This window comes from Streptomyces sp. NPDC086080, assembly GCF_044540255.1.
Classification (GTDB): Bacteria; Actinomycetota; Actinomycetes; order Streptomycetales; family Streptomycetaceae; genus Streptomyces.
Genome location: NZ_JBITRU010000067.1, coordinates 1 through 18567, shown reverse-complemented (window position 1 = coordinate 18567; position 18567 = coordinate 1). Strand labels below are relative to the sequence as shown.

The following is an 18567-nucleotide window of genomic DNA, read 5'->3' as shown; positions in this document are numbered from 1 at the left end:
GACCGAGAACCAGGACAGCACATGCACCTCCGAGCTTTGCCGTATGACCCCGGGCTGGTTTCAACCCGGCTGGTGCTGATCGCGGAAGACCTGTCGGGTCGCTGACCCGCAGGCGGCGTGAGCCAGGAATCCCCCTGCTCCAGCTGGGGGAGGATTCAATGTCGTACCCTGCCTCCTCGCTCGACGGGCGGCCTGCCGCGCGGGCCGGCTTGATGTTCACACCACAAGAACTCGCGCGGCCATCGGCACGTTACGGCCTGCTCGCGAAGGAGGTCAGACCCGGTCGAGGGGCCGATGCGGCTCGTCCGGAAGCTCCACCGTGATCGTGTTTCCGGGACGCACCACGCCGCCCACCTGGACGACGCTCATGATTCCGGCCTTACGTACAACGTTCCCGGCCTCGTCACGGCCGACGACCTTCTTCAGCAACCCGTTCTGAAAGTTGTCGATCTGCAGGCAGGGATTACGCAGGCCGGTGACCTCCACGATCGCCTCGTCGCCGATGCGCAGCAGTGTCCCGACGGGCAGGCCGAGCAAGTCGATGCCGCTCGTGGTGATGTTCTCGCCGAGTTCGCCGGGCGCCACGTGGAATTGCTCTTCGCCGACTTCGGTAAAGAGCTCCTCGTGAATGAGGTGGACTTGGCGCAGGTTCGGCTGGGTGGGGTCCTGCGCAACACGCGAGCGGTGCTTGACCGTGACGCCGGCGTGCACGTCCCCCTCCACCCCGAGCCCGGCAAGCAATACGATGCCGGCCCGGTTGGGCTTGGTGAACGAGTACTCGCTGTTGCTGCTGACTGCCGTTACCGTCCCGCTCATCCCGCGGCCCCCTGTTCGGTAGAGATGATTCGTCACGAGCCTAGCCCGCGGCCCTCAGTGCGCAGCACCCGTGATCAATCGCGGGGCAGGCCGTACGGCGTTCGGCAGCGGCTTCCCAACACCGCGCCCAAGCTCCGCAAGTTGTTCGCCAAGGTTGCAGGCCGAGCACGGGACGGTCCTGGTCGTGGTCGATCAGGCGGCCTCGATCTGGGCTCTTCCTCTACCAGCGGCTCGTGTCAGGACACCGATGACTGCTCTCCTCACATGCTCACTGTTGGGGCAGGCCGTCTTCGCCCCACCTGTGGGTGAGGCCGCGGACCTGCGGCGCCAGCAGGGCGAGGGCAGTGGCGACGGTGATCAGTACGGCACATCCCGCGAGGGTCACCCGGGTGCCGGCGACGCCGGCGACGGGCCCGGCCGCGAGCAGTCCCAGTGGAGCGAAGGCCAGTGAGCCGAACCACTCGTAGGAGGCGACGCGGGACAGCGACTCCTCGGGGATCTCGCGCTGGATGGTGGTGGACCACAGGACGGCGAAGACGTCGGCCGCGATGCCCGAGCAGAACATGGTCGCGGCGACGGCCCAGACGGGCGCCGAGGCGGCCAGCAGAGCAATCGGGGCGGCAGCCGGGAAGGTGGCCAGTACCGCCACCAGGACTGGTCTGCGGACCCGTACGCGGGCGGCGAGACCGGCTCCGACGATGGTGCCCAGGGCCTGGGCGGCGACGATCACGGACCAGGCGCGGGCGCCGCCCAGTTCCTCTTCCGCGACCAGGGGGCCGAGAACCCCGGCGTTGGCGTTCAGGCATGCCACCACGACGGTGTACTGGGCGACGACGGCCCACAGCCACTGGCGGGAGGCGAACTCCCGCCAGCCCTCCTTCAGATCGTTCCAGCCGGACGACGACTTCCCCGGCCGTCCGGGGACCCGCAGCCGTGCGGTGAGGACGGCGCTGACGACGAAGGACACGGCGTTGAGCGCAAGCGCCCAGCCGGCGCCGATCCACGCGACGGTGACTCCCGACAGGGCGAGCCCGAGAAGCAGTGACGTGTTGGTGCCCACGCGCAGCAGACCGTTGGCCTGCTGCAGCCGACCCGCCGGCACCACGAGTGGCACCAGTCCGTCCATGGCGGGGGAGAACAGCGCGGTCGCGGTGCCGGCCACCACTGCCAGCGCGCACAGGAGGACGAGCGGCGCATGCCCCGAAAGCGCCAGCACGGCCAGACCGGCGTAGGCCACCGCGCCCACGATGTCGGCGACCACGATCAGGCGAGCCCGTGACATCCGGTCGGCAATCACCCCGCCGACCAGGATGAACATCAACTGCGGCAGCGCCTGGCAGGCCAGCACCAGTGACAGCCGTCCCGGCGTCGCACCGGGCAGCGCCAGCACGGCGAAGGCGAGCGCCACCCGGGCGAACCCATTGCCCAGAACCGAAATGGTCCGCGCCGAAGCAAGCAGCAGAAACTGCTGGTCGCGCCAGAGCGCCGGATGATCCGAAGCGACAGCCACGCCACCGCACCCTACGCGTCACCGTCACCGTGTCGACGCCAATCAGCCATTGCCTGATCCGTTCCTGGACGTCTACAAAACCCGTGTCGCTTCGAGCGGCGGGGATTTCGGCGTGCCCGCGTAGGTGTGGCATCCGGCTGCCGTGAGGGTGGCACGGCAACGCCCCCACCCGTAAGGGGTGAGGGCCGTTGAGCGGGTCCCCCGACTGTGGCTGGAGGGTACCGTTCTGAGTGTTGAGCTCAGAACGGAGCCCCCGTATGCCTCCCTCCACCGAAGAACACACAGGCGCACGCATCGCGCACGCGCGCAAGATTCGGCGGCTGACGCAGCGAGAGTTGGCGGACCTGTCGCAGGTCTCCTACAGCACCCTGACCAAAGTCGAGCAGGGCAACATGCCGGCGAGCCCGTCAGTCGTCGGAGCTCTGGCCCGCGCCCTGTCACTGCCTGTCACCGAGCTCACGGGGCAGCCCTACCTGGATGAGCTGCGCAAGGACCAACTGGACGGGCTGATCAATCCGATCCGTGAGGCGCTGAACATCTACGACCTCGGCCCCGACCCCGACGTGCGTCCGCGCCCGGTCGGCGAGCTGGAGGAGCACGCGGACAGACTGTGCGCCCTGGTCCGTGCCACGAACATCAAGCAGGTCGCCGCGGACCTCCCCGGTCTCATCCACGAATCGACCACGAACGCGCACTTGGCCGACGATGCACGCAGCTGGCGGCTGCTCGCCAGCGCCTACAGGACCGCGTACGACGTCACCACCAAGCTCGGCTATGCGGATCTGTGCACCGTTGCCCTCGACCGCATGGACTGGGCTGCCCGGCGCGCGTCCGACCCCGTGCTGTCCGGCATGCGCCAGTACCTGCGGGCGCTCGCTTACCTGCGGGCCAGCGACTACAAGACCGGCAAACGGCTGATAAGGCTGGGCATGACCACCCTGGAGCAGGCGGAGGCCGGGCACGTCTTGGACGTCGTCACTGGGCAGCTGCACCTGGGGGCCGCCGTCCTCGCCGGCCGCGACAAGAACAGGGACGAATCGGAAGGGCACCTGAACGAGGCGGCCCGGATTGCCGCGCGCACCGGGCCGGCGGAGAAGACGCACTGGCTGTCGTTCGGGCCGACGAACGTGAAGGTGCACCGCGTCTCGGTTCTGGCGGAGCTGGACCTGTATCCGGAGGCTGTCCTCCAGGCGCAGCAGATGGCCGTCCCTGACGGGTGGCCGCCGTCACGGCTCGCCCATCACCAGGTGGAGGTCGCGCGGGCGCAGATGTGGACCGGCCAGACCGACGCGGCGTTCAAGAGCCTGTTGGCCGCGCGGAAGGTGGCCCCGCAACAGACCCGGTACCACCCCACCGTCCGGGAGACGTACGCGGGCCTGGACGCGGCGAGGCGTCAGCTGCCCGGCAGCTTTGGCAACTTCGGCTCCTGGCTTGGTATGTGACGTATCGCCTTGTGAGGCATTGGCCCTGACTGTCAGTGAAGATTGATAGTTAGGGCCTTTCCACGTCGGCACTCTGGTCTACGAAAGCACCCCGGCGACCGCGCTGCGAGCGGCCCCGGGGGCGTGGCCAACGCTGCAAGGAGCGCCGACACCATGAACGCTACAGCCCTTCCGAAGCCCGGCGTCAAAATGACCATCGACGTGTACACCGTGAACCAGCACGGCGAGGTGATCGAGGACCGGGGCACGGTCGTCACTATGGGCAGCGGCAAGGGGCTGATGCCGACCGGCTGCGCTTGGCCACCCTGCGCGTGCCCGCGTTGCCGCGCCGGGCAGGAGGAAACCCGGTGAGCGTCAGCCGGCAGGACACCGAGACGACGCCGGCCGGGCTCGGCTCGATGCGCGCCGCCGCCTCCTGGTTCATCGACCGGCCCACCCTCCCTCGCCATGGCGACGTCACTCGCTTCGCGCTGGACTTCCACCGTTACCTGCAGCGGCTGATGCCGCACATCGAGGAGCTCGCCGCCCGGCTCGACAGCGACGACATCCCGGCCAAGGCCGCGCTTGCCGGAGTCGGGGAGGCGCGGCGGCGGCTGATCGAGCCGGAGGCTGTCGGCCTGAATGGTGAGGTAACCCGCGTCAAGCGGCTGGCCCGCTCGGTGCTGGTGTTGTGCGACCACTACGACATGCTCATTGACCTCGCCGTATGCCGGGCCTGCGACCGAGCCATCGGGGACGGGCAGAGTTCTGTGTCGTACGACCAGGCATCCCCGTCCGGCGGTGCGTCCCGCTCCGGCCGCGTCCACACCGACTGTGCGAACTCGGGCATCCGCGCAGGCCGCTGACCGGCCCGCCCGCCCCGTGTCGGGCCCCAAGGCGACCGCAGGGTCAGGGGCGCACCTCAGAAACGCCCGCCCCGCCGGTGCTCCGCAAGACCCGGCGGGGCGGTCTGCCAACCCCCGCTTCCATCGACCTGGAGGACCCGTATGACCGCAGTACTGAAACCGCCGGCCCGCACCGCACTGGGCGGCGTGACCTTCCTGGAACTGGAGATCACGAGCCGGTGCCAGCTCACCTGCGCGTCCCACTGCTACGCCGAGGCTGGCCCGACCAAGGGGCACGGCAGTATGACGGGCGCAGACTGGCACGCCCTCATCGACGAGGCCGCCGCGATCGGCGTGACGACTGTGCAGTTCATCGGTGGCGAGCCGACCCTGCACCCCGACTTCGCCGCGCTGGTCGGGCACGCCCTGGAAGCCGGGCTGCGCGTGCAGGTCTACAGCAACCTGTATCGGGTCCGCGCCGAACACTGGGCGCTGTTCTCCCTCCCGCAGGTGAGTCTGGCCACGTCGTACTACAGCGACGACCCGGCGGAGCACGACGCGATCACTGGGCGGAAGGGCTCTCACGACTCCACGCGCGCCAACATCGTGGAGGCCCTGCACTCGGGGATCCCGTTGAAGGTCGGCATCATCCACATGCGCGACGGACAGCGGTCCCAGGAAGCCCTCGTAGAGATGAAGGTGCTCGGTGTGGACCAGGTGAGTATCGACAACGTGCGCGCTGTCGGGAACGCGGCGAAGGGACCATCGCTCCTGCCGTCCACGTCCGAGCTGTGCGGGCGCTGTGCCGACGGCAAGGCTGCGGTACTGCCGGACGGGACGGTCGCCCCATGCGTCCTGGGCAGGTTCCTGCCGGCCGGTGACATCCGGAACGGCTCGCTGCGGCAGGTCCTGGAAAGCAGCACGTGGGAGCAGGTCGCCGCGAGCATCCCTCGCCCGTATGGTCGGGCCGGGTGCACCCCGGACGAGGACTCGTGCATGCCCTCGCCGGGGAAGACCATCACGGCCTGCAAGCCGAACTCGGACGGGTCGGACTGCGCCCCGGCCGAAACCCCGGCCTGTCTGCCGAAGTACTGACAACCGACGTGGAAGGGGGAACGCCTGATGGACTGGGAGCCGCACGCGCGGCAACTGGCGGATCACGTGACCCGGCCGGAGTCCCGCTGGTACAGGCCGCTCGCCACCACGCCCCGGCACCTGTTCGTGCCCCGCTGGTGGGAGAGCAGCAAGGACGGCTGGCTGGTACGAGTGGGCGTGGACAGTCCGGAGGACTGGCTGAATGCGGCGTACGCGGACCGAACGCTGGTCACCCGGGTCGGAGCCGTACATGCGGACCGTGCCCCGGCGGGCGCGGTGGCGGCCGAGGGGATGCCCACGTCGTCGTCGACGTTGCCGGGCCTCGTGGTCACGATGTACCGGCACGCGATGATCGGTGACGATTCCCGCGTGCTGGTGACGACCGGCAGCGGGTACGGCACGGCGCTGCTGTGCCGACGGCTCGGCGGCGAGGACCTGGTGACGAGCGTGGACGTGGACCCGTACCTGGTGGAGGTTGCCCGTGGGCGGCTGAGCCAGGTCGGTCTGCATCCGGAGGTGGGCGTCTGCGACATCACCGGGGAACTGCCGGGCCGTTACGACCGGATCGTGTCCACGGTCTCGGTGCGGCCCGTGCCCGTGTCGTGGCTGGCGGCGCTGCGCCCGGGCGGCCGGATCGTCACGACCATCGCCGGAACGGGGCTGATCCTCACCGCGGACAGGACTGCGGACGGCGGTGCGACGGGGCGTATCGAGCCGGACCCGGCTGGGTTCATGCGTGCGCGGCACGGTGACGACTACGACTACCCGTCGGACGTTGTCTGGGAGACGGCGCGTGATGGTGAGGGTGAGGATGTGGAGACGTGCCGGTATCCGCTGTTGAACCCGACGGACTCCTGGGGGGTGATGTCGATGCTCACCCTGAGCGTGCCGGGCATCGACTACCGGTACCGGGAGGAAGACGGCACACGAACGGTGTGGTTGCTGCACCCTGACGGGTCATGGGCTCGCGCCACGACCACTGAGTTCCTTGCCTCGCCGGTCGTTCACCAGGGCGGCCCACGCCGTCTGTGGAGGGAGCTCCAGCGCATCCGGAACTGGCTCAATCGGCAGGGCGAACTCCCCGTCTACGGTGCCCGCGTGACGATCACCCCGGACGGGGAGACGACGCTGTCGCGTGGCGGCTGGACGGTCACCCTCTAGTACCCGCAGACGGGCCCCGCCTGCCCATTGCCCCCGTGGCGGAGGGGTGGGGCCGATCGGATGCTCGGCAACGCCGTCACGACCGCAGTGCCGGATGGTCCGCCACCACCGTGCAGGAGCCCGGGGCGATTTCCGTGAAGCCCGCGTCGCGGACCTTGGGGAGGGTGCTGGTGGTCAGGGTGGGCCAGTGGGAAGGGGCGGCGGGGCGGACGGTGAGGGGGAAGTCCGTGGCCTGCCAGGTTTCGCGGGCCTCGGGGGAGAGCGCCAGCCAGGCCAGTTGCGCGCCGTGGCCGGCCTGGGCCATGGCCTTGCCGGCCGACATGGTCAGGTCGGGGTTGAGCCAGAGGGTGGGAACGCCGGGGTCCGCCGGGGGGACCGGGTCGGGGTCGTCGAGGTCGGTGCCGGAGACCTGGAGGCGGGCCAGGTCCTTGGGCCAGCCGTCCAGGGGGACCGGCGGGAAGACGCGGACCTCGGCGGACTTGCCGGTGACGGTGATGCCGGGGAGCGCTTCCGCGCGGCGCCACTCCGCGCCGCGCGCCCGGCGCACCACCTTGCGGATGCGGCCGTCCTGCCAGTCGCGGATCGCCTGCGCCCACTCGCCCTCGCCCGTCGAGCGCTCGTCGGTCAGCATCGTCAGCACCGCGCGGGCCGCCGTCTCCAGGGCGTCCGTACGGGCCGGGGGCGCCGCCCGTTCGATGCGGACCACCAGGGGCAGGACGAACTGGGGTGCCTGGTCGCGGGCGGCCGGGTCGGGGCGGAAGGGGCTGTCGTCGGCCGGGGCGGACGTCGGGTCAGTGCTCACGGGGACAAGTGTGCCAAGCCGTGCGGTGTCCGCGTCAGCCCGAGCAGGCGGTCCGCTCGGCCTCCCGCCATTCGCAGACCGGGCACATGGTGATGCCCTTGTACGACGCCGGGTACTCCGTCGGCTCCTGGCACAGCACGCAGTCCGCGTACGGAGGGCCGTCGGCCTTGGGGGGCATGGAGACGTCGATCAGGCAGTAGTCGGTGTCGATGTCGTTGTCGGTGTCGCTCATGGCTCCAGCGTAGGCCGGGGCGTCACCGGCGGTCCGGGCACCGCGCGTTCAGCGGGCGGACCCGCCGCGTGGTCCCCCGCCTCGGGGCGGCCGGTGCGCGGGCTCGCCCAGCGCGAGGCGGAGCGACGGGGTGTAGGTGCGGATTAATTCATCGGACGGCATGGAGGCGAAGGGTTCCAGCCGCAGGATGTAGCGGGTGACGACCAGGCCGGCGATATGGGCGCAGAACACACCGGCGCGTCTGCGGGCGTCCACGCCGCCGATCCGGCCGGCGATCTTGTCGATGATCTCCCGCTCCATCATCTCCCGTACCAGCCCGGTGATCGCCGGGTCCTGGGTGGCACCGGCCACCAGAACGCGCAGCGGTGCCCCGGTCCGCGGGTCCTCCCACAGCGCGATGAGATCCCGCAGGGCGCGCTGCGGAAACGTCACCGGGTCGCCCTCCGCGGTGCGGGCCAGGGTCTCGGCGGGGTTGACGGCCAGGGCCATGGCCGCGCCGAAGAGGCCCTTCTTCGAGCCGAAGTAGTAGCTGATCAGGGCCACGTCCACGCCCGCCTCGGCGGCGACGGCCCGCAGGGTGACGGCCTGGTACCCGTCCTCCAGGAAGCGGCGGCGCGCGACGTCGAGGATCTTGGCGCGGGTCTCGGGTTTTCCCGCCCTTCTGCCGCGCGCCCCGGAATTCATCATGGTTGAGATCCTACGGCGGGGCGGGCGACTCTGCCGGTGTTCCCACCCCTCGGCGGGGGCCGTCCCGGACCCCGCTCCCCATGACCATGGAGGACCGGCGTGCTCTCTGCCCTGGCTCGTTTCTCGGTGCGGCACCGATGGTGGGTGATCGCGCTCTGGCTGCTGGCCGTGATCGGGGCAGCCCTCGGCGCGCGGACGGTCGGCGGCTCGTTCACCAACGACCTCACTCTTGAGGACACCGACTCCCAGGCCGCCTACGACACCCTGCGCGAGCGGTACCCGGACCTGTCCGGGGACGGCATGCAGGTGGTGATCCACAGCGACGCGGGCGTGACCACGGCGACGATGAAGTCCGCCGTCACGGACGCCGTCACCGCGGCGCGCGGCGCGCAGGACGTGGCGGTCGTCCAGTCGCCGTACGGGCCCGGCCCGGAGATGGTCTCCGACGACGGGCGTACCGCCGTCGCGACCGTCCAGTTCACCGAGCGGGCCAAGGACGTGCCCGAGGAGTCGGTGGAGGCCGCCCAGGAGGCGTTCGAGCCGGTACGCGACGCCGGAGCCCAGGTCGAGTACGGCGGCGCCGTGCTCCAGGGCGAGCACGGCCCGTCGGGCAGCGAGGCGATCGGCCTGGCCGCCGCGGTGCTGGTCCTGCTGGTGGCCTTCGGTTCGGTCTTCGCCATGGTGGTGCCGCTGCTGACCGCCCTGTTCGCCCTCGCCCTCGGGATGTCGGTCATCACCATGATCGCGGGCGTGACCACCATCGGTACCTCCGGTCCCATCGTGGCGACCATGATCGGCCTCGGTGTGGGCATCGACTACGCACTGCTGGTGGTCACCCGGCATCGGGAGGGCATGCACGAGGGGCATCCCCCCGAGGAGTCCATCCCCCTCGCCCTGGCCACCGCGGGCCGGTCGGTGCTCGTGGCCGGTGCCACCGTGATCGTCGCCATCCTGAGCCTCTACCTCATCGGCATCCCCTTCGTCTCCGCCCTCGGACTGGCCAGCACCGTCACGGTGGGAGCCACCCTGATCGCGGCGGTGACCCTGCTGCCGGCCGTCCTGGCCGTCTTCGGCACCCACCTCGACCGGTTCCGCGTACGCAAGCCGCGGTTCGACCACACCGGCGGACGGGCCGGCGGCTGGCACCGCTGGACCGGCCACATCCAGCGGCACCCCTGGCCCTACCTCCTCGTCTCCACCGTCGTCCTGATCGCCATGGCGCTCCCGCTGTTCTCCCTGCGCCTGGGCACGGCCGACGCCGGTTCGGCGCCGGAGGACACCACCGAGCGTCAGGCGTACGAACTGGTCGCCCGGGACTTCGGGCAGGGATGGACCGGACCGCTCGTGGTGACGGCCCAGTTCCCCGAGGGACAGTCGACGGCGGAGGTGAAGCAGCAGGCCACCGAGGTGCGCACCGAGCTGGAGAACGCGGAAGGGGTACAGGAGGTACGGCCCCCGCGGCTGGACGACACCGGGACCACCGCCCTCTACACCGTCGTGCCCAAGGGCTCGCCGGACGACGAGTCCACCGAGCGACTGGTGCACCACCTGCGCGACGACGTGCTCCCCGAGGCCGCGCCCGAGGCCGAGGCACATGTCGGCGGCTCCACCGCCACCGCCATCGACCTCGCCGACCGGCTCGGCAGCCAGATGGCCTGGTTCATGTCCTTCGTCGTGGGACTCAGCTTCCTGCTCCTCATGATCGAGTTCCGGTCGCTCGTGCTGCCGCTCAAGGCGGCGGCGATGAACCTGCTGTCCGTGGGTGCCGCGTACGGCGTCGTGGTCGCGGTCTTCCAGTGGGGCTGGGGCGCCGGGCTGCTGGGCGCCGAGGCCGGTCCTGTGGAGTCCTTCGCGCCGGTCATGCTGTTCGCCGTCCTGTTCGGACTGTCCATGGACTACGAGGTGTTCCTGCTCAGCCGGGTGCAGGAGGAGTACCGGCGGTCCGCGGACGCCGGCGCCTCGGTACGGGGCGGCATCGCCGCCACCGCCCGCATCATCACGGCCGCCGCGTCGGTCATGGTCGTGGTCTTCGGCAGCTTCCAGCTGAACGACGAGCGGACCGTCAACCTCTTCGGCTTCGGCCTGGCCGTCGCCATCGCGATCGACGCCACGCTCGTACGGCTCGTCCTGGTGCCCGCCGTCATGGCGCTGCTCGGCAAGCACGCCTGGTGGATGCCGCGTCCGATGCGGCGGTTCCTGCCGCGCCTGCCCGGCCACGCGGCGGCTCAGACCGCACCGCTTCCGTCCCCGGACGCCGACGGGGAGGCCGGCGGCGGCACGGCCTCACCGGCGGCCGCCGACCGGGTGCGCAGCGAGGTGTCCGCGGAGCCCCGGCGCTGACGGACACATCTGCCCGACCCTCACCTCCTCCACGTCACCGGATCCGACGGAGAACTCGTGCCCGACACACTCTTCGGCCTGCCCGCCCATCCCCTGATCGTCCACGCCACCGTGGTCGCCGTGCCCGCCGCCGCCCTGACGGTCGCGACGGCCGCGCTGTGGCCCCGCTTCCGGGCACGGGCGGGAATGCTCCCCCTCGCGCTGAGCGTCACGGCCCTCGTCCTGGTCCCGCTCACGGTCAAGTCCGGCGAGAGCCTCGCGGACGACGTCGACCGCACCGATGCGGTGCGCCGGCACATGGACCTCGGGGACGGACTGCTCCCCTGGACGGTCGTGCTCGCCCTGGGAGCGGCAGCCCAGGTGTGGGCGCTCCGGCGGGCGGCCCGCCCCCGAGGCGGGGGATCCACCCTCGGCTCCCGCGTCCTCGCCGTCGCGGCCACCCTGCTCGCGCTGACCGGCGCGACGGGCAGCGGCGTCCAGGTCGCCCGCATCGGCCACAGCGGTGCCGACGCCGTCTGGACGGCAGCGACGGCACAGGCGCCACAGACGGCACAGGCGCCACAGACGGCGCAGGCGGCGCAGGCGCCACAGACGGCCCTGGTGTCAGGAGGACGCGGTGCCGAACCGCGCACCGGACCTCACCACTAGCGAACCCCCGACTAGGAGAGAACCGTTGTCCAAGGACCCCACCTACGCGAACGACACCCCCGACGTCCTGGTCGTCGGCGCCGGTCCCACGGGCCTGACCGCCGCGTGCGAAGCCGTACGCCACGGCCTGACCGTGCGCGTCGTCGACCGCAAACCCCGCCGTTCGACCTTCTCCAAGGCCCTGGTCGTCCATGCTCGCACCATGGAGATCTTCGAGACGATGGGCATCGCCGACCGGATCCTGGCGGAGGGCACCCGCTTCACCGCGCTGAACGTGAACACGCCCCGCCGCCGCCCGGTGCGCGTCGATCTGATCGGCCTGCCCTGGGGCGACACCGCCTACCCCTTCTGGCTGTCCGTTCCCCAGTACGCCACGGAGCGCGTCCTCGAAGAGCACCTCGCAGAGGGCGGTCACCACGTCGAATGGGGAGTGGAACTCGAGGAGGCCCACGACGACGGCAGCGGCGTCCAGGTCACGTTGCGGCACGCGGACGGCACGTACGAGACGGTGCGCACGCGCTGGCTGATCGGCTGCGACGGAGGGCGCAGCCGCACCCGGGACGCCGTCGGCCTGCGTCTGGACCGCTCCGACGCCGGGGCGACCTTCGTCCTGGCGGACGTCATGACCACGGCCGCCCTGACCGAGGACGAGGGACACGTCCATCTGGCGCCGGAGGGCCTGCTGCTCATCGTGCCGATGCCCGAGCCGGGCCGGTGGCGCATCATCGCCCATGATCCCCGGGCACAGCGGGAGGAGGGAACGCCCGTCGACGCGGCCTTCCTCGACGACCTGATCCGGCGGCGGTCCGGCATCGCCTTCGGCAGCCACGACGTGACCTGGACGTCACGTTTCCGGCTCAGTCACGGCGTCGCCGACCGCTATCGCCGGGGACGGGTCTTCCTCGCCGGCGATGCCGCCCACGTCCACAGCCCGGTCGGCGGCCAGGGACTCAACACCGGGGTGCAGGACGCCCACAACCTGATGTGGAAGCTTGCCGTCGCCGCGCGGTCGGGCGACGACGCGGCGGACAGCCTGCTCGACAGCTACGAGGCCGAGCGGCGTCCGGTCGCGCACGCGATGGTGCGCGGCACGGCCCGGGCGACCGGAGCGCTCACCACGCGCAAGGGCGTACCCCGCGCCCTGCTCGGGATGGTCGCGCCGACGGCCCTGTCGCGCGCCTCCGTGCGGAGCCGGTTCGGGCGCGGGGTCGGCATGCTCGACATCGCCTACGCCGACGGGACGTCCGCCGACCGGGACCGCACCCCGTTCGCGGTCGGCCGTCGCCTGCCCAACCCCCTGCTGCGCGCCGGTGGACGGCTGCACCGGCACCTCGCGCCCCGGGGCTTCACCTGGGTGGTCCGGGGGAACGCGGGCGAGGAGCACCCCGAGCCCGACGACCCGAGGTGGTCGGGAGTCCCCGTGGTCTTCCTCCCCGACACACGCCTGGTGGACCCGCCCGCACCCGCGGAGGACGCCTCTGTCGTCCTGGTCCGCCCCGACCGGCACATAGCGGCCACCGGGCGGACCGTGACCTCCGTGCTCGCGGCCCGGCCGACACCCATGGTGCGATGCGCCACCGGCTCGTCGTCCCTCTGACGTCCTTGACGGTGGTCGGCGGTGGGCGGCGGCGGTCCGGTGGGCCAGTGGTGGCCAGGGGGCCGGTGGCCCGGCAGTCGGAGGCGGCCAGGGGGCCGGTGCCCGGCGGTCGGCCGTAGCCCGGTACGCCGGTGGTCCGGTGGTCCGGTGGTCCGGCGACGCGTGTGTCCGCGTCACTTCCCGGTGGCGCGGGCGCCGCCCCGTTCCGCCGCGATCAGTTCGGAGACCTTCACGAAGCGGTACCCCTGGCGGCGCAGTTCGGGGACGATCGTCCGTACGGCCCGTTCCGTCGCCGGGGCCGCGCTGCGGGTGCAGTGCAGGACGACCACCGATCCCGGACGCACGCCGTCCAGTACCTGCCGGGCCACCGCGTCCGCGTCCGTGGCGAACGCGTCGCCGCCGACCACGTCCCACTGCACCGCCGTGACGCCCGCCGGGACCAGGGCCTTGAGCGCCTGCCGGTCGTAGCAGCCGCCGGGGAAACGGAAGTACGGCATGGGGTTCTGCACTCCCACCTTCCGGAACACCGCGTACGCCCGTTCCACGTCCGCCCGCATCCGGTCCCCGGAGACGGTCGGCAGGCCGTAGCAGTCGGGGGTGAAGGCGTAGTGGCTGTAGGAGTGGTTGGCGACCTCGAAGAGCGGGTCCCGGCCGATGGAGCGGGCCTGGTCCGGGTACTCCTCCGCCCAGCGGCCGGTCATGAACACCGTGGACGGCACCTTCAGCGCGCGCAGGGTGGCGATGAGCCGAGGGTGGTCGAAGTGTTCGCCCGCCGCGGCTCTCGGGCCCTGGTCGGCGGTCATGTCGGCGTCGAAGGTGAGGGCGACCGTCCGGTCGCCGGTGCGCGGTCCGTGGCCGAACACCGGGGTCAGACCGGCGGGGCCCGGGGCGAGAGTGGGCGCTGACGGGACGGCGGGGGAGGCCGAGGGCGCCGGGCGGGGGGCCTCGGGTGGGGGCTGGACGGTGGCGCAGGCGGTGAGTGGGACGGCCAGCAGGCAGATGGCGGCCATCCGATGGGTAAGTGTGATCACCGCATGACGATATGAGGTGTTTTGTTGGGGTTACGGGTACTCGTCGGCGGGCTGGAGCGAGTGTCACCCGGTCGGCGGGGCCCGCCCCCGCCCGCGTGTCAGATGTCCCGCCGCTCCAGCGGCCGCGTCGCCGGGCCCTGGATCACCTTGCCGTCCGTGTCGAAGCGGGAGCCGTGGCACGGGCACTCCCAGGCGCGTTCGGCGGCGTTGAAGTCGACCAGGCAGCCCAGGTGGGTGCAGCGGGCCGAGACGGCGTGCAGGGCGCCGTCGTCGTCGCGGTACACCGCGAGCCGGCCGCCGTCGGCCCGCACCACCGCGCCCTCGCCCGGCGGCAGCGCCTCCACCGGGGGTGACGGACGCAGCCGGTCGCCGACGAAGTGCCCCGCGACCTGCGCCTGGTGCTTGAGGAACGACGGCGCCTCGCGCACGGTGGAGGCCAGCCGGCGCGGGTCGTACAGGCCGCTCCACTCGCACTCCTCCCCGGTGATCCGAGCGGTGAGCAGCAGCCCCGCCATCATGCCGCCGCTCATCCCCCAGCCGCCGAAGCCGGTGGCGACGTAGGCGTGCCGGGCGCCCGGGTGCAGCGGTCCGACCAGCGGCACGGTGTCGGTGGGGTCGTTGTCCTGGGTGGCCCAGGAGTGGGTGAGCTCCACCTCGGGGAAGTGCTCGCGGGCCCAGGCGGCCAGACGGTCGAAGCCGGCCCGGGTGTCGCCCGTGCCCGGGGTGAAGTGCTCACCGGTGACCACGAGCAGGCGCCGGGTGCCGTCCTCGCCGTAGGGGGCCGTGCGGACCGAGCGGGTGTTCTCCTCGGGCGTGATGTACATGCCGTCCGGGTCCTGGCCTGCCGGGACCGGTCCGGCGACGACCAGCTCGCGCCGCGGGGAGAGGCGGGTGAACAGCAGCGCCCGGTCGAAAACGGGGTAGTGGGTGGCGACCACGACATCGCGGGCGCGGACCACGGCCCCGGTCGACGTCGACAGCCGGCACGGCCTGCCCTCCTCCAGGCCGAGCACCGTCGTGTCCTCGTGGACGCGTCCGCCCCGCGCGACGATGTCACGGGCGAGGGCCAGCAGATACTTGCGCGGATGGAACTGGACCTGGTCCGTCACCTCGACGGCGCCCGCCACGGGGAACGGCAGGCCGGTCTCCGTCACGAACGAGGCCGGCAGGCCCGCCTCCCGCGCGGCCCGCGCCTCCGCGCGCAGCTCCTCCACCCCGCTCGCGTCACGCACGAACGTGTACGCGCTACGGCGCTCCCACTCGCAGTCGATGCCCAGTTCCGCCACGACGTCCGCCGTGTGCTCGATCGCCTCGGACTGGGAACGGGCGTACAGCCGCGCGCCCTCGCCGCCGCGGGTGCGGCGCAGCTTGTCGTAGACCAGGGTGTGCAGTGCGGTGACCTTGGCGGTGGTGTGGCCGGTGACGCCGGCCGCGATCCGTCCGGCGTCCAGCACCACGACGCTCCGGCCGGCCCGGGTCAGCTCCCAGGCCGTGCACAGTCCGGCGATGCCGGCGCCGATCACGGCCACGTCGGCCTCGAGGTCGTCGGTCAGCGCGGAATGCCGTCCGTCCGGTGCGGTCTCCAGCCAGTACGACTCGCCGGCCTGCTGCTTCTTCGTCATGCGGGGCCGGGTACCCAGGAGCGTTCCGTTCAGTGGCCGGGGCCTCCTCTTGCGGAACGGCCGGGACGGGACTAACGTACAACCAAATGGTTGTAGATCGAATCGCGGGCGGGACCGCCGGTGAGCCGGACGGGTCCGTGGACCGGTTGTTCCACGCCCTCGCCGATGCGACGCGGCGCGACATACTGCGGCGCTGTGGCCGGGACGAGCTGTCCGTGTCACGTCTGGCCGCGGCCTACCCGATGAGCTTCGCCGCGGTGCAGAAACACGTCACGGTGCTGGAGCGGGCCGGTCTGGTCACCAAGGAGCGAAGCGGACGGGAGCAGCTCGTGCGCACCGATCCCGACGCGCTCGGCAGGGCGCGGCAGGCCCTCGACGCACTGGAGTCGGCCTGGCGGGCCAGGGTGGACCGGATGTCCTCCCTGCTGGAGGACACCGGCGCGGGCACCGGCCCCGAGGCCCCGGCCCGCGACGGGAACACGACGGAAGGAACGGACGGATGACTGTCACACGGGTCGACAAGGACGTCGACCACCTCACCCTCACGATCGTCGCCGACTTCACCGCCCCCGTGGAGCGGGTGTGGCGGCTGTGGGCCGACCCGCGGCAGCTGGAGCGCTGGTGGGGGCCGCCGGACTATCCGGCGACCGTCGAGGAGCACGACCTGACACCCGGTGGCGGCGTGAGGTACTACATGACCGGGCCGGAGGGCGAGAAGTACGGCGGCTGGTGGCGGATCTCCTCGGTCATCCCGCCGACCGCGCTCGAGTTCACCGACGGCTTCTCCGGCCAGGACGGCGCACCGAACCCCGAGATGCCGACCGTCTCGGTACGGATGACGCTCACCGGGCACGACGGCGGTACGCGGATGGAACTGCGGTCGCTGTTCGACACCCGGGAGCAGATGGAGCAGCTGGCCGAGATGGGCATGGTGGAGGGGATGAGCCAGGCCGTCGGCCAGATGGACGCGCTGGTGGCGGGATGAGAGCGAGAGCCGGGCGGGGACGGAGGAGCGGCGCACCGCCCTCTCCGTCCCCGCCGTCGGGCGGTCGTGACTACCCGCGCCAGGGGCCCGTCACGGCGAACGTCGTACCGGGGTCGTAGCAGTTGACGTACATCGTGCGGCCGTCCGGGGAGAAGGCGACACCGGCGAACTCGCCCCAGTCCGGGTCCTCGTCGGTGCCCCGGTTCTGGCGGTTGCGGGCCACCTCGTAGACCTCGCCGTGCCGGGTGACGCCGTAGACGTGCTGGGCGCCGTCGCCGTCCTCGCAGACCATCAGACCGCCGCCGGGCGCGAGACAGATGTTGTCCGGTGACTCGCCGGGCAGCTGGATGTCGGTGTCCGGGCCGAAGACGATCACCAGGGTGAGGCGGCTGCGGTCCGGGTCGTAGCGCCAGATCTGACCGTAGTGGTCACCGGCCGACCCCTCGGAGCTGCGGGCGAAGGACGAGACGAAGTACACCGAGCGGCCACCCCAGTAGCAGCCTTCCAGCTTCTGTGCGTGGGTGATGCCCTTCGGGCCGAAGTCCTGGAAGCGGATGGCGGTTTCGGCGGCCAGCGGGTCCGGTACGTCGACCCACTCGACGCGGTCGAAGCGGGCACCCGTCTCCTGGATCGAGGACAGGTCGGGCACGCCCGGCACCCGCATCGCCTGGAGCCGGCCGCCCGCGCGCAGCGAACCGGTGCCGCCCAGGGGCTTCTCCGGCAGGAAGCGGTAGAAGAGACCGAAGGGCCGGTCGAAGGCGTCCTCGGTCTCGTAGACCACGCCCCGCCGCGGGTCCACGGCGATCGCCTCGTGCTGGAAGCGGCCCATCGCCGTCAGCGGTACGGCACCCGTGCGGCGCGGGTCGGCGCCGTCGACCTCGAAGATGTAGCCGTGGTCCTTGGTGTAGCCGTTGGTGCCGGCTCTGTCCTCGGTCTCCTCACAGGTCAGCCAGGTGTTCCAAGGGGTGGGCCCGCCCGCGCAGTTGACGGCCGTACCGGCGATCGCGACGCGTTCCGAGAGCACCCGGCCGCGATGGTCCAGGGTCAGCGCCGTGCAGCCGCCCTTGCCCTCCGGGTCGTAGGTCAGCCCGTCGACCACCGGGACGGGGGTCCTGCCGGTCGCGCGGTTCTCGTGGTTGCGGACCAGGTGCACACGGCCGCGGTGGCCGGCGAACGCGGCCATGCCGTCGTGGTTGGAGGGGACCGGGCCCTCGCCGGAGCGGAGTCGGTCGCCCTCGCGGGAGAGGACCTGGTAGCGGAAGCCCTTCGGCAGGTCGAGCAGCCCGTCGGGGTCGGGGAGGAGGGGGCCGTAGCCGTGGTGGCCGAGGTTCTGGGCGGCGGCGGTGCCGGTGAAGAGTTCGGAGAGGGTGCCGGAGAAGGCGATGCCGATGCCTGCGGCGCCGGTGCGGGCCAGGAGCTGACGGCGGGTCGTGGGGGTGGCGGTGGAGGAGGTGGTGGGGGGACGGGGTTCGGACATGGGGGGAACCTTCCTGCTGGCGGACAGGAACTGTGACCCCGTTGTGTCTATCACCCGGGGCGGGGCGCGGGAACCACGCGTGTCGCTTGTGTCCCGGGGGGTGGTGGGGGCGGGGCCGGGTGGGCGGTGGGGTGTTTCGCCCCCGCCGCCCCTTCCCTTCCCGTCCCGGGGGGGGGGGGCCCCCCCCCCCCCCCCCCCCGCCCGGCCCCCCCCCCCCCCCCCCCCCCCCCGGGGGGGGGCCCGGGGGGGGGGCCCCCCCCCCCCCCCCCCCCCCCCCCGCGGGGGCCCCCCGGCCGAC

18 protein-coding genes are annotated in these 18567 nt (G+C 71.9%); 10 read left to right on the top strand and 8 right to left on the bottom strand.

The features are described from left to right. Positions 1 to 273: 273 nt before the first annotated feature. Both ACIF9R_RS37260 and ACIF9R_RS37255 read right to left on the bottom strand, forming a co-directional pair. A complete protein-coding gene (locus ACIF9R_RS37260; protein WP_399987407.1) occupies positions 274 to 816 on the bottom strand; it encodes an MOSC domain-containing protein in 543 nt (180 codons plus the stop codon). A 268-nt stretch (positions 817 to 1084) separates the two neighbouring features. Next, the gene (locus tag ACIF9R_RS37255; protein ID WP_399987405.1) at positions 1085 to 2326 is read right to left on the bottom strand and encodes an MFS transporter; all 1242 of its coding nucleotides are present in this window, start codon (positions 2324 to 2326) and stop codon (positions 1085 to 1087) included. A 257-nt stretch (positions 2327 to 2583) separates the two neighbouring features. Here ACIF9R_RS37255 and ACIF9R_RS37250 point away from each other — a divergent pair, with 257 nt between their 5' ends. The 5 genes from ACIF9R_RS37250 to ACIF9R_RS37230 all read left to right on the top strand — a co-directional run bounded on the left by ACIF9R_RS37250 (position 2584) and on the right by ACIF9R_RS37230 (position 6848). Next, positions 2584 to 3768 (top strand): helix-turn-helix domain-containing protein, encoded by a 1185-nt coding sequence (locus ACIF9R_RS37250; protein WP_399987403.1) that lies wholly within the window; start codon positions 2584 to 2586, stop codon positions 3766 to 3768. A gap of 153 nt (positions 3769 to 3921) precedes the next feature. Then, positions 3922 to 4119 (top strand): hypothetical protein, encoded by a 198-nt coding sequence (locus tag ACIF9R_RS37245; RefSeq protein ID WP_399987401.1) that lies wholly within the window; start codon positions 3922 to 3924, stop codon positions 4117 to 4119. After that, positions 4116 to 4613, top strand: coding sequence for a DUF6415 family natural product biosynthesis protein (locus ACIF9R_RS37240; RefSeq protein ID WP_399987399.1), 498 nt, complete (start codon positions 4116 to 4118; stop codon positions 4611 to 4613). The genes ACIF9R_RS37245 and ACIF9R_RS37240 overlap by 4 nt, the downstream gene beginning before the upstream one ends. Positions 4614 to 4754: 141 nt before the next feature. Next, complete coding sequence (locus ACIF9R_RS37235) at positions 4755 to 5687, top strand: radical SAM protein (RefSeq protein WP_399987397.1); 933 nt, start codon at positions 4755 to 4757, stop codon at positions 5685 to 5687. 27 nt (positions 5688 to 5714) lie between these two features. Then, complete coding sequence (locus ACIF9R_RS37230) at positions 5715 to 6848, top strand: protein-L-isoaspartate(D-aspartate) O-methyltransferase (protein WP_399987395.1); 1134 nt, start codon at positions 5715 to 5717, stop codon at positions 6846 to 6848. 76 nt (positions 6849 to 6924) lie between these two features. Here ACIF9R_RS37230 and ACIF9R_RS37225 read toward each other — a convergent pair whose 3' ends face one another. Genes ACIF9R_RS37225 through ACIF9R_RS37215 form a run of 3 tightly spaced genes read right to left on the bottom strand, consistent with a single transcriptional unit; the run spans position 6925 to position 8569 of the window. Then, entirely contained in the window at positions 6925 to 7650 is a 726-nt protein-coding gene (locus ACIF9R_RS37225; protein WP_399987391.1) for a peptidyl-tRNA hydrolase, read from the bottom strand. A gap of 34 nt (positions 7651 to 7684) precedes the next feature. Continuing rightward, the gene (locus tag ACIF9R_RS37220; RefSeq protein ID WP_399987389.1) at positions 7685 to 7882 is read right to left on the bottom strand and encodes a hypothetical protein; all 198 of its coding nucleotides are present in this window, start codon (positions 7880 to 7882) and stop codon (positions 7685 to 7687) included. Between the two features lie 48 nt (positions 7883 to 7930). Then, on the bottom strand, positions 7931 to 8569 hold the full coding sequence (locus ACIF9R_RS37215) for a TetR family transcriptional regulator (RefSeq protein ID WP_399987387.1): 639 nt from the start codon (positions 8567 to 8569) through the stop codon (positions 7931 to 7933). Positions 8570 to 8668: 99 nt separating this feature from the next. On the opposite strand from ACIF9R_RS37215, the gene ACIF9R_RS37210 reads away from it, so the two are divergent. From ACIF9R_RS37210 to ACIF9R_RS37200, 3 genes are read left to right on the top strand one after another with little or no spacing between them, the layout of a single operon-like run. After that, positions 8669 to 10909 carry an MMPL family transporter gene (locus ACIF9R_RS37210; protein ID WP_399987385.1) on the top strand — a complete coding sequence of 747 codons (2241 nt, stop codon included), beginning with the start codon at positions 8669 to 8671 and terminating at the stop codon, positions 10907 to 10909. A gap of 57 nt (positions 10910 to 10966) precedes the next feature. Continuing rightward, on the top strand, positions 10967 to 11557 hold the full coding sequence (locus tag ACIF9R_RS37205; protein ID WP_399987383.1) for a DUF2231 domain-containing protein: 591 nt from the start codon (positions 10967 to 10969) through the stop codon (positions 11555 to 11557). Between the two features lie 25 nt (positions 11558 to 11582). Next, positions 11583 to 13154 (top strand): FAD-dependent monooxygenase, encoded by a 1572-nt coding sequence (locus ACIF9R_RS37200; RefSeq protein ID WP_399987381.1) that lies wholly within the window; start codon positions 11583 to 11585, stop codon positions 13152 to 13154. A 173-nt stretch (positions 13155 to 13327) separates the two neighbouring features. Here ACIF9R_RS37200 and ACIF9R_RS37195 read toward each other — a convergent pair whose 3' ends face one another. Further along, entirely contained in the window at positions 13328 to 14185 is an 858-nt protein-coding gene (locus ACIF9R_RS37195) for a polysaccharide deacetylase family protein (protein WP_399987379.1), read from the bottom strand. A 98-nt stretch (positions 14186 to 14283) separates the two neighbouring features. After that, on the bottom strand, positions 14284 to 15807 hold the full coding sequence (locus ACIF9R_RS37190; RefSeq protein WP_399987377.1) for an FAD-dependent oxidoreductase: 1524 nt from the start codon (positions 15805 to 15807) through the stop codon (positions 14284 to 14286). A gap of 86 nt (positions 15808 to 15893) precedes the next feature. Between ACIF9R_RS37190 and ACIF9R_RS37185 the strand changes: the two genes are divergently transcribed. Continuing rightward, positions 15894 to 16310 carry an ArsR/SmtB family transcription factor gene (locus ACIF9R_RS37185; RefSeq protein ID WP_399987375.1) on the top strand — a complete coding sequence of 139 codons (417 nt, stop codon included), beginning with the start codon at positions 15894 to 15896 and terminating at the stop codon, positions 16308 to 16310. Beyond that, positions 16307 to 16792 carry an SRPBCC domain-containing protein gene (locus tag ACIF9R_RS37180; protein ID WP_399987373.1) on the top strand — a complete coding sequence of 162 codons (486 nt, stop codon included), beginning with the start codon at positions 16307 to 16309 and terminating at the stop codon, positions 16790 to 16792. The genes ACIF9R_RS37185 and ACIF9R_RS37180 overlap by 4 nt, the downstream gene beginning before the upstream one ends. Positions 16793 to 16862: 70 nt before the next feature. Here ACIF9R_RS37180 and ACIF9R_RS37175 read toward each other — a convergent pair whose 3' ends face one another. After that, a complete protein-coding gene (locus ACIF9R_RS37175; protein ID WP_399987371.1) occupies positions 16863 to 18269 on the bottom strand; it encodes an alkaline phosphatase PhoX in 1407 nt (468 codons plus the stop codon). Positions 18270 to 18567: the final 298 nt, after the last annotated feature.

What these genes read in the sequence shown, in the direction of transcription:
- ACIF9R_RS37250 (WP_399987403.1), top strand. Translation starts at nt 2,584, where the DNA reads ATGCCTCCCTCCACCGAAGAACACACAGGCGCACGCATCGCGCACGCG.
- ACIF9R_RS37230 (WP_399987395.1), top strand. Translation starts at nt 5,715, where the DNA reads ATGGACTGGGAGCCGCACGCGCGGCAACTGGCGGATCACGTGACCCGG.
- ACIF9R_RS37180 (WP_399987373.1), top strand. Translation starts at nt 16,307, where the DNA reads ATGACTGTCACACGGGTCGACAAGGACGTCGACCACCTCACCCTCACG.
- ACIF9R_RS37235 (WP_399987397.1), top strand. Translation starts at nt 4,755, where the DNA reads ATGACCGCAGTACTGAAACCGCCGGCCCGCACCGCACTGGGCGGCGTG.
- ACIF9R_RS37175 (WP_399987371.1), bottom strand. Translation starts at nt 18,269, where the DNA reads ATGTCCGAACCCCGTCCCCCCACCACCTCCTCCACCGCCACCCCCACG.
- ACIF9R_RS37220 (WP_399987389.1), bottom strand. Translation starts at nt 7,882, where the DNA reads ATGAGCGACACCGACAACGACATCGACACCGACTACTGCCTGATCGAC.
- ACIF9R_RS37245 (WP_399987401.1), top strand. Translation starts at nt 3,922, where the DNA reads ATGAACGCTACAGCCCTTCCGAAGCCCGGCGTCAAAATGACCATCGAC.
- ACIF9R_RS37190 (WP_399987377.1), bottom strand. Translation starts at nt 15,807, where the DNA reads ATGACGAAGAAGCAGCAGGCCGGCGAGTCGTACTGGCTGGAGACCGCA.
- ACIF9R_RS37260 (WP_399987407.1), bottom strand. Translation starts at nt 816, where the DNA reads ATGAGCGGGACGGTAACGGCAGTCAGCAGCAACAGCGAGTACTCGTTC.
- ACIF9R_RS37215 (WP_399987387.1), bottom strand. Translation starts at nt 8,569, where the DNA reads ATGATGAATTCCGGGGCGCGCGGCAGAAGGGCGGGAAAACCCGAGACC.
- ACIF9R_RS37185 (WP_399987375.1), top strand. Translation starts at nt 15,894, where the DNA reads ATGGTTGTAGATCGAATCGCGGGCGGGACCGCCGGTGAGCCGGACGGG.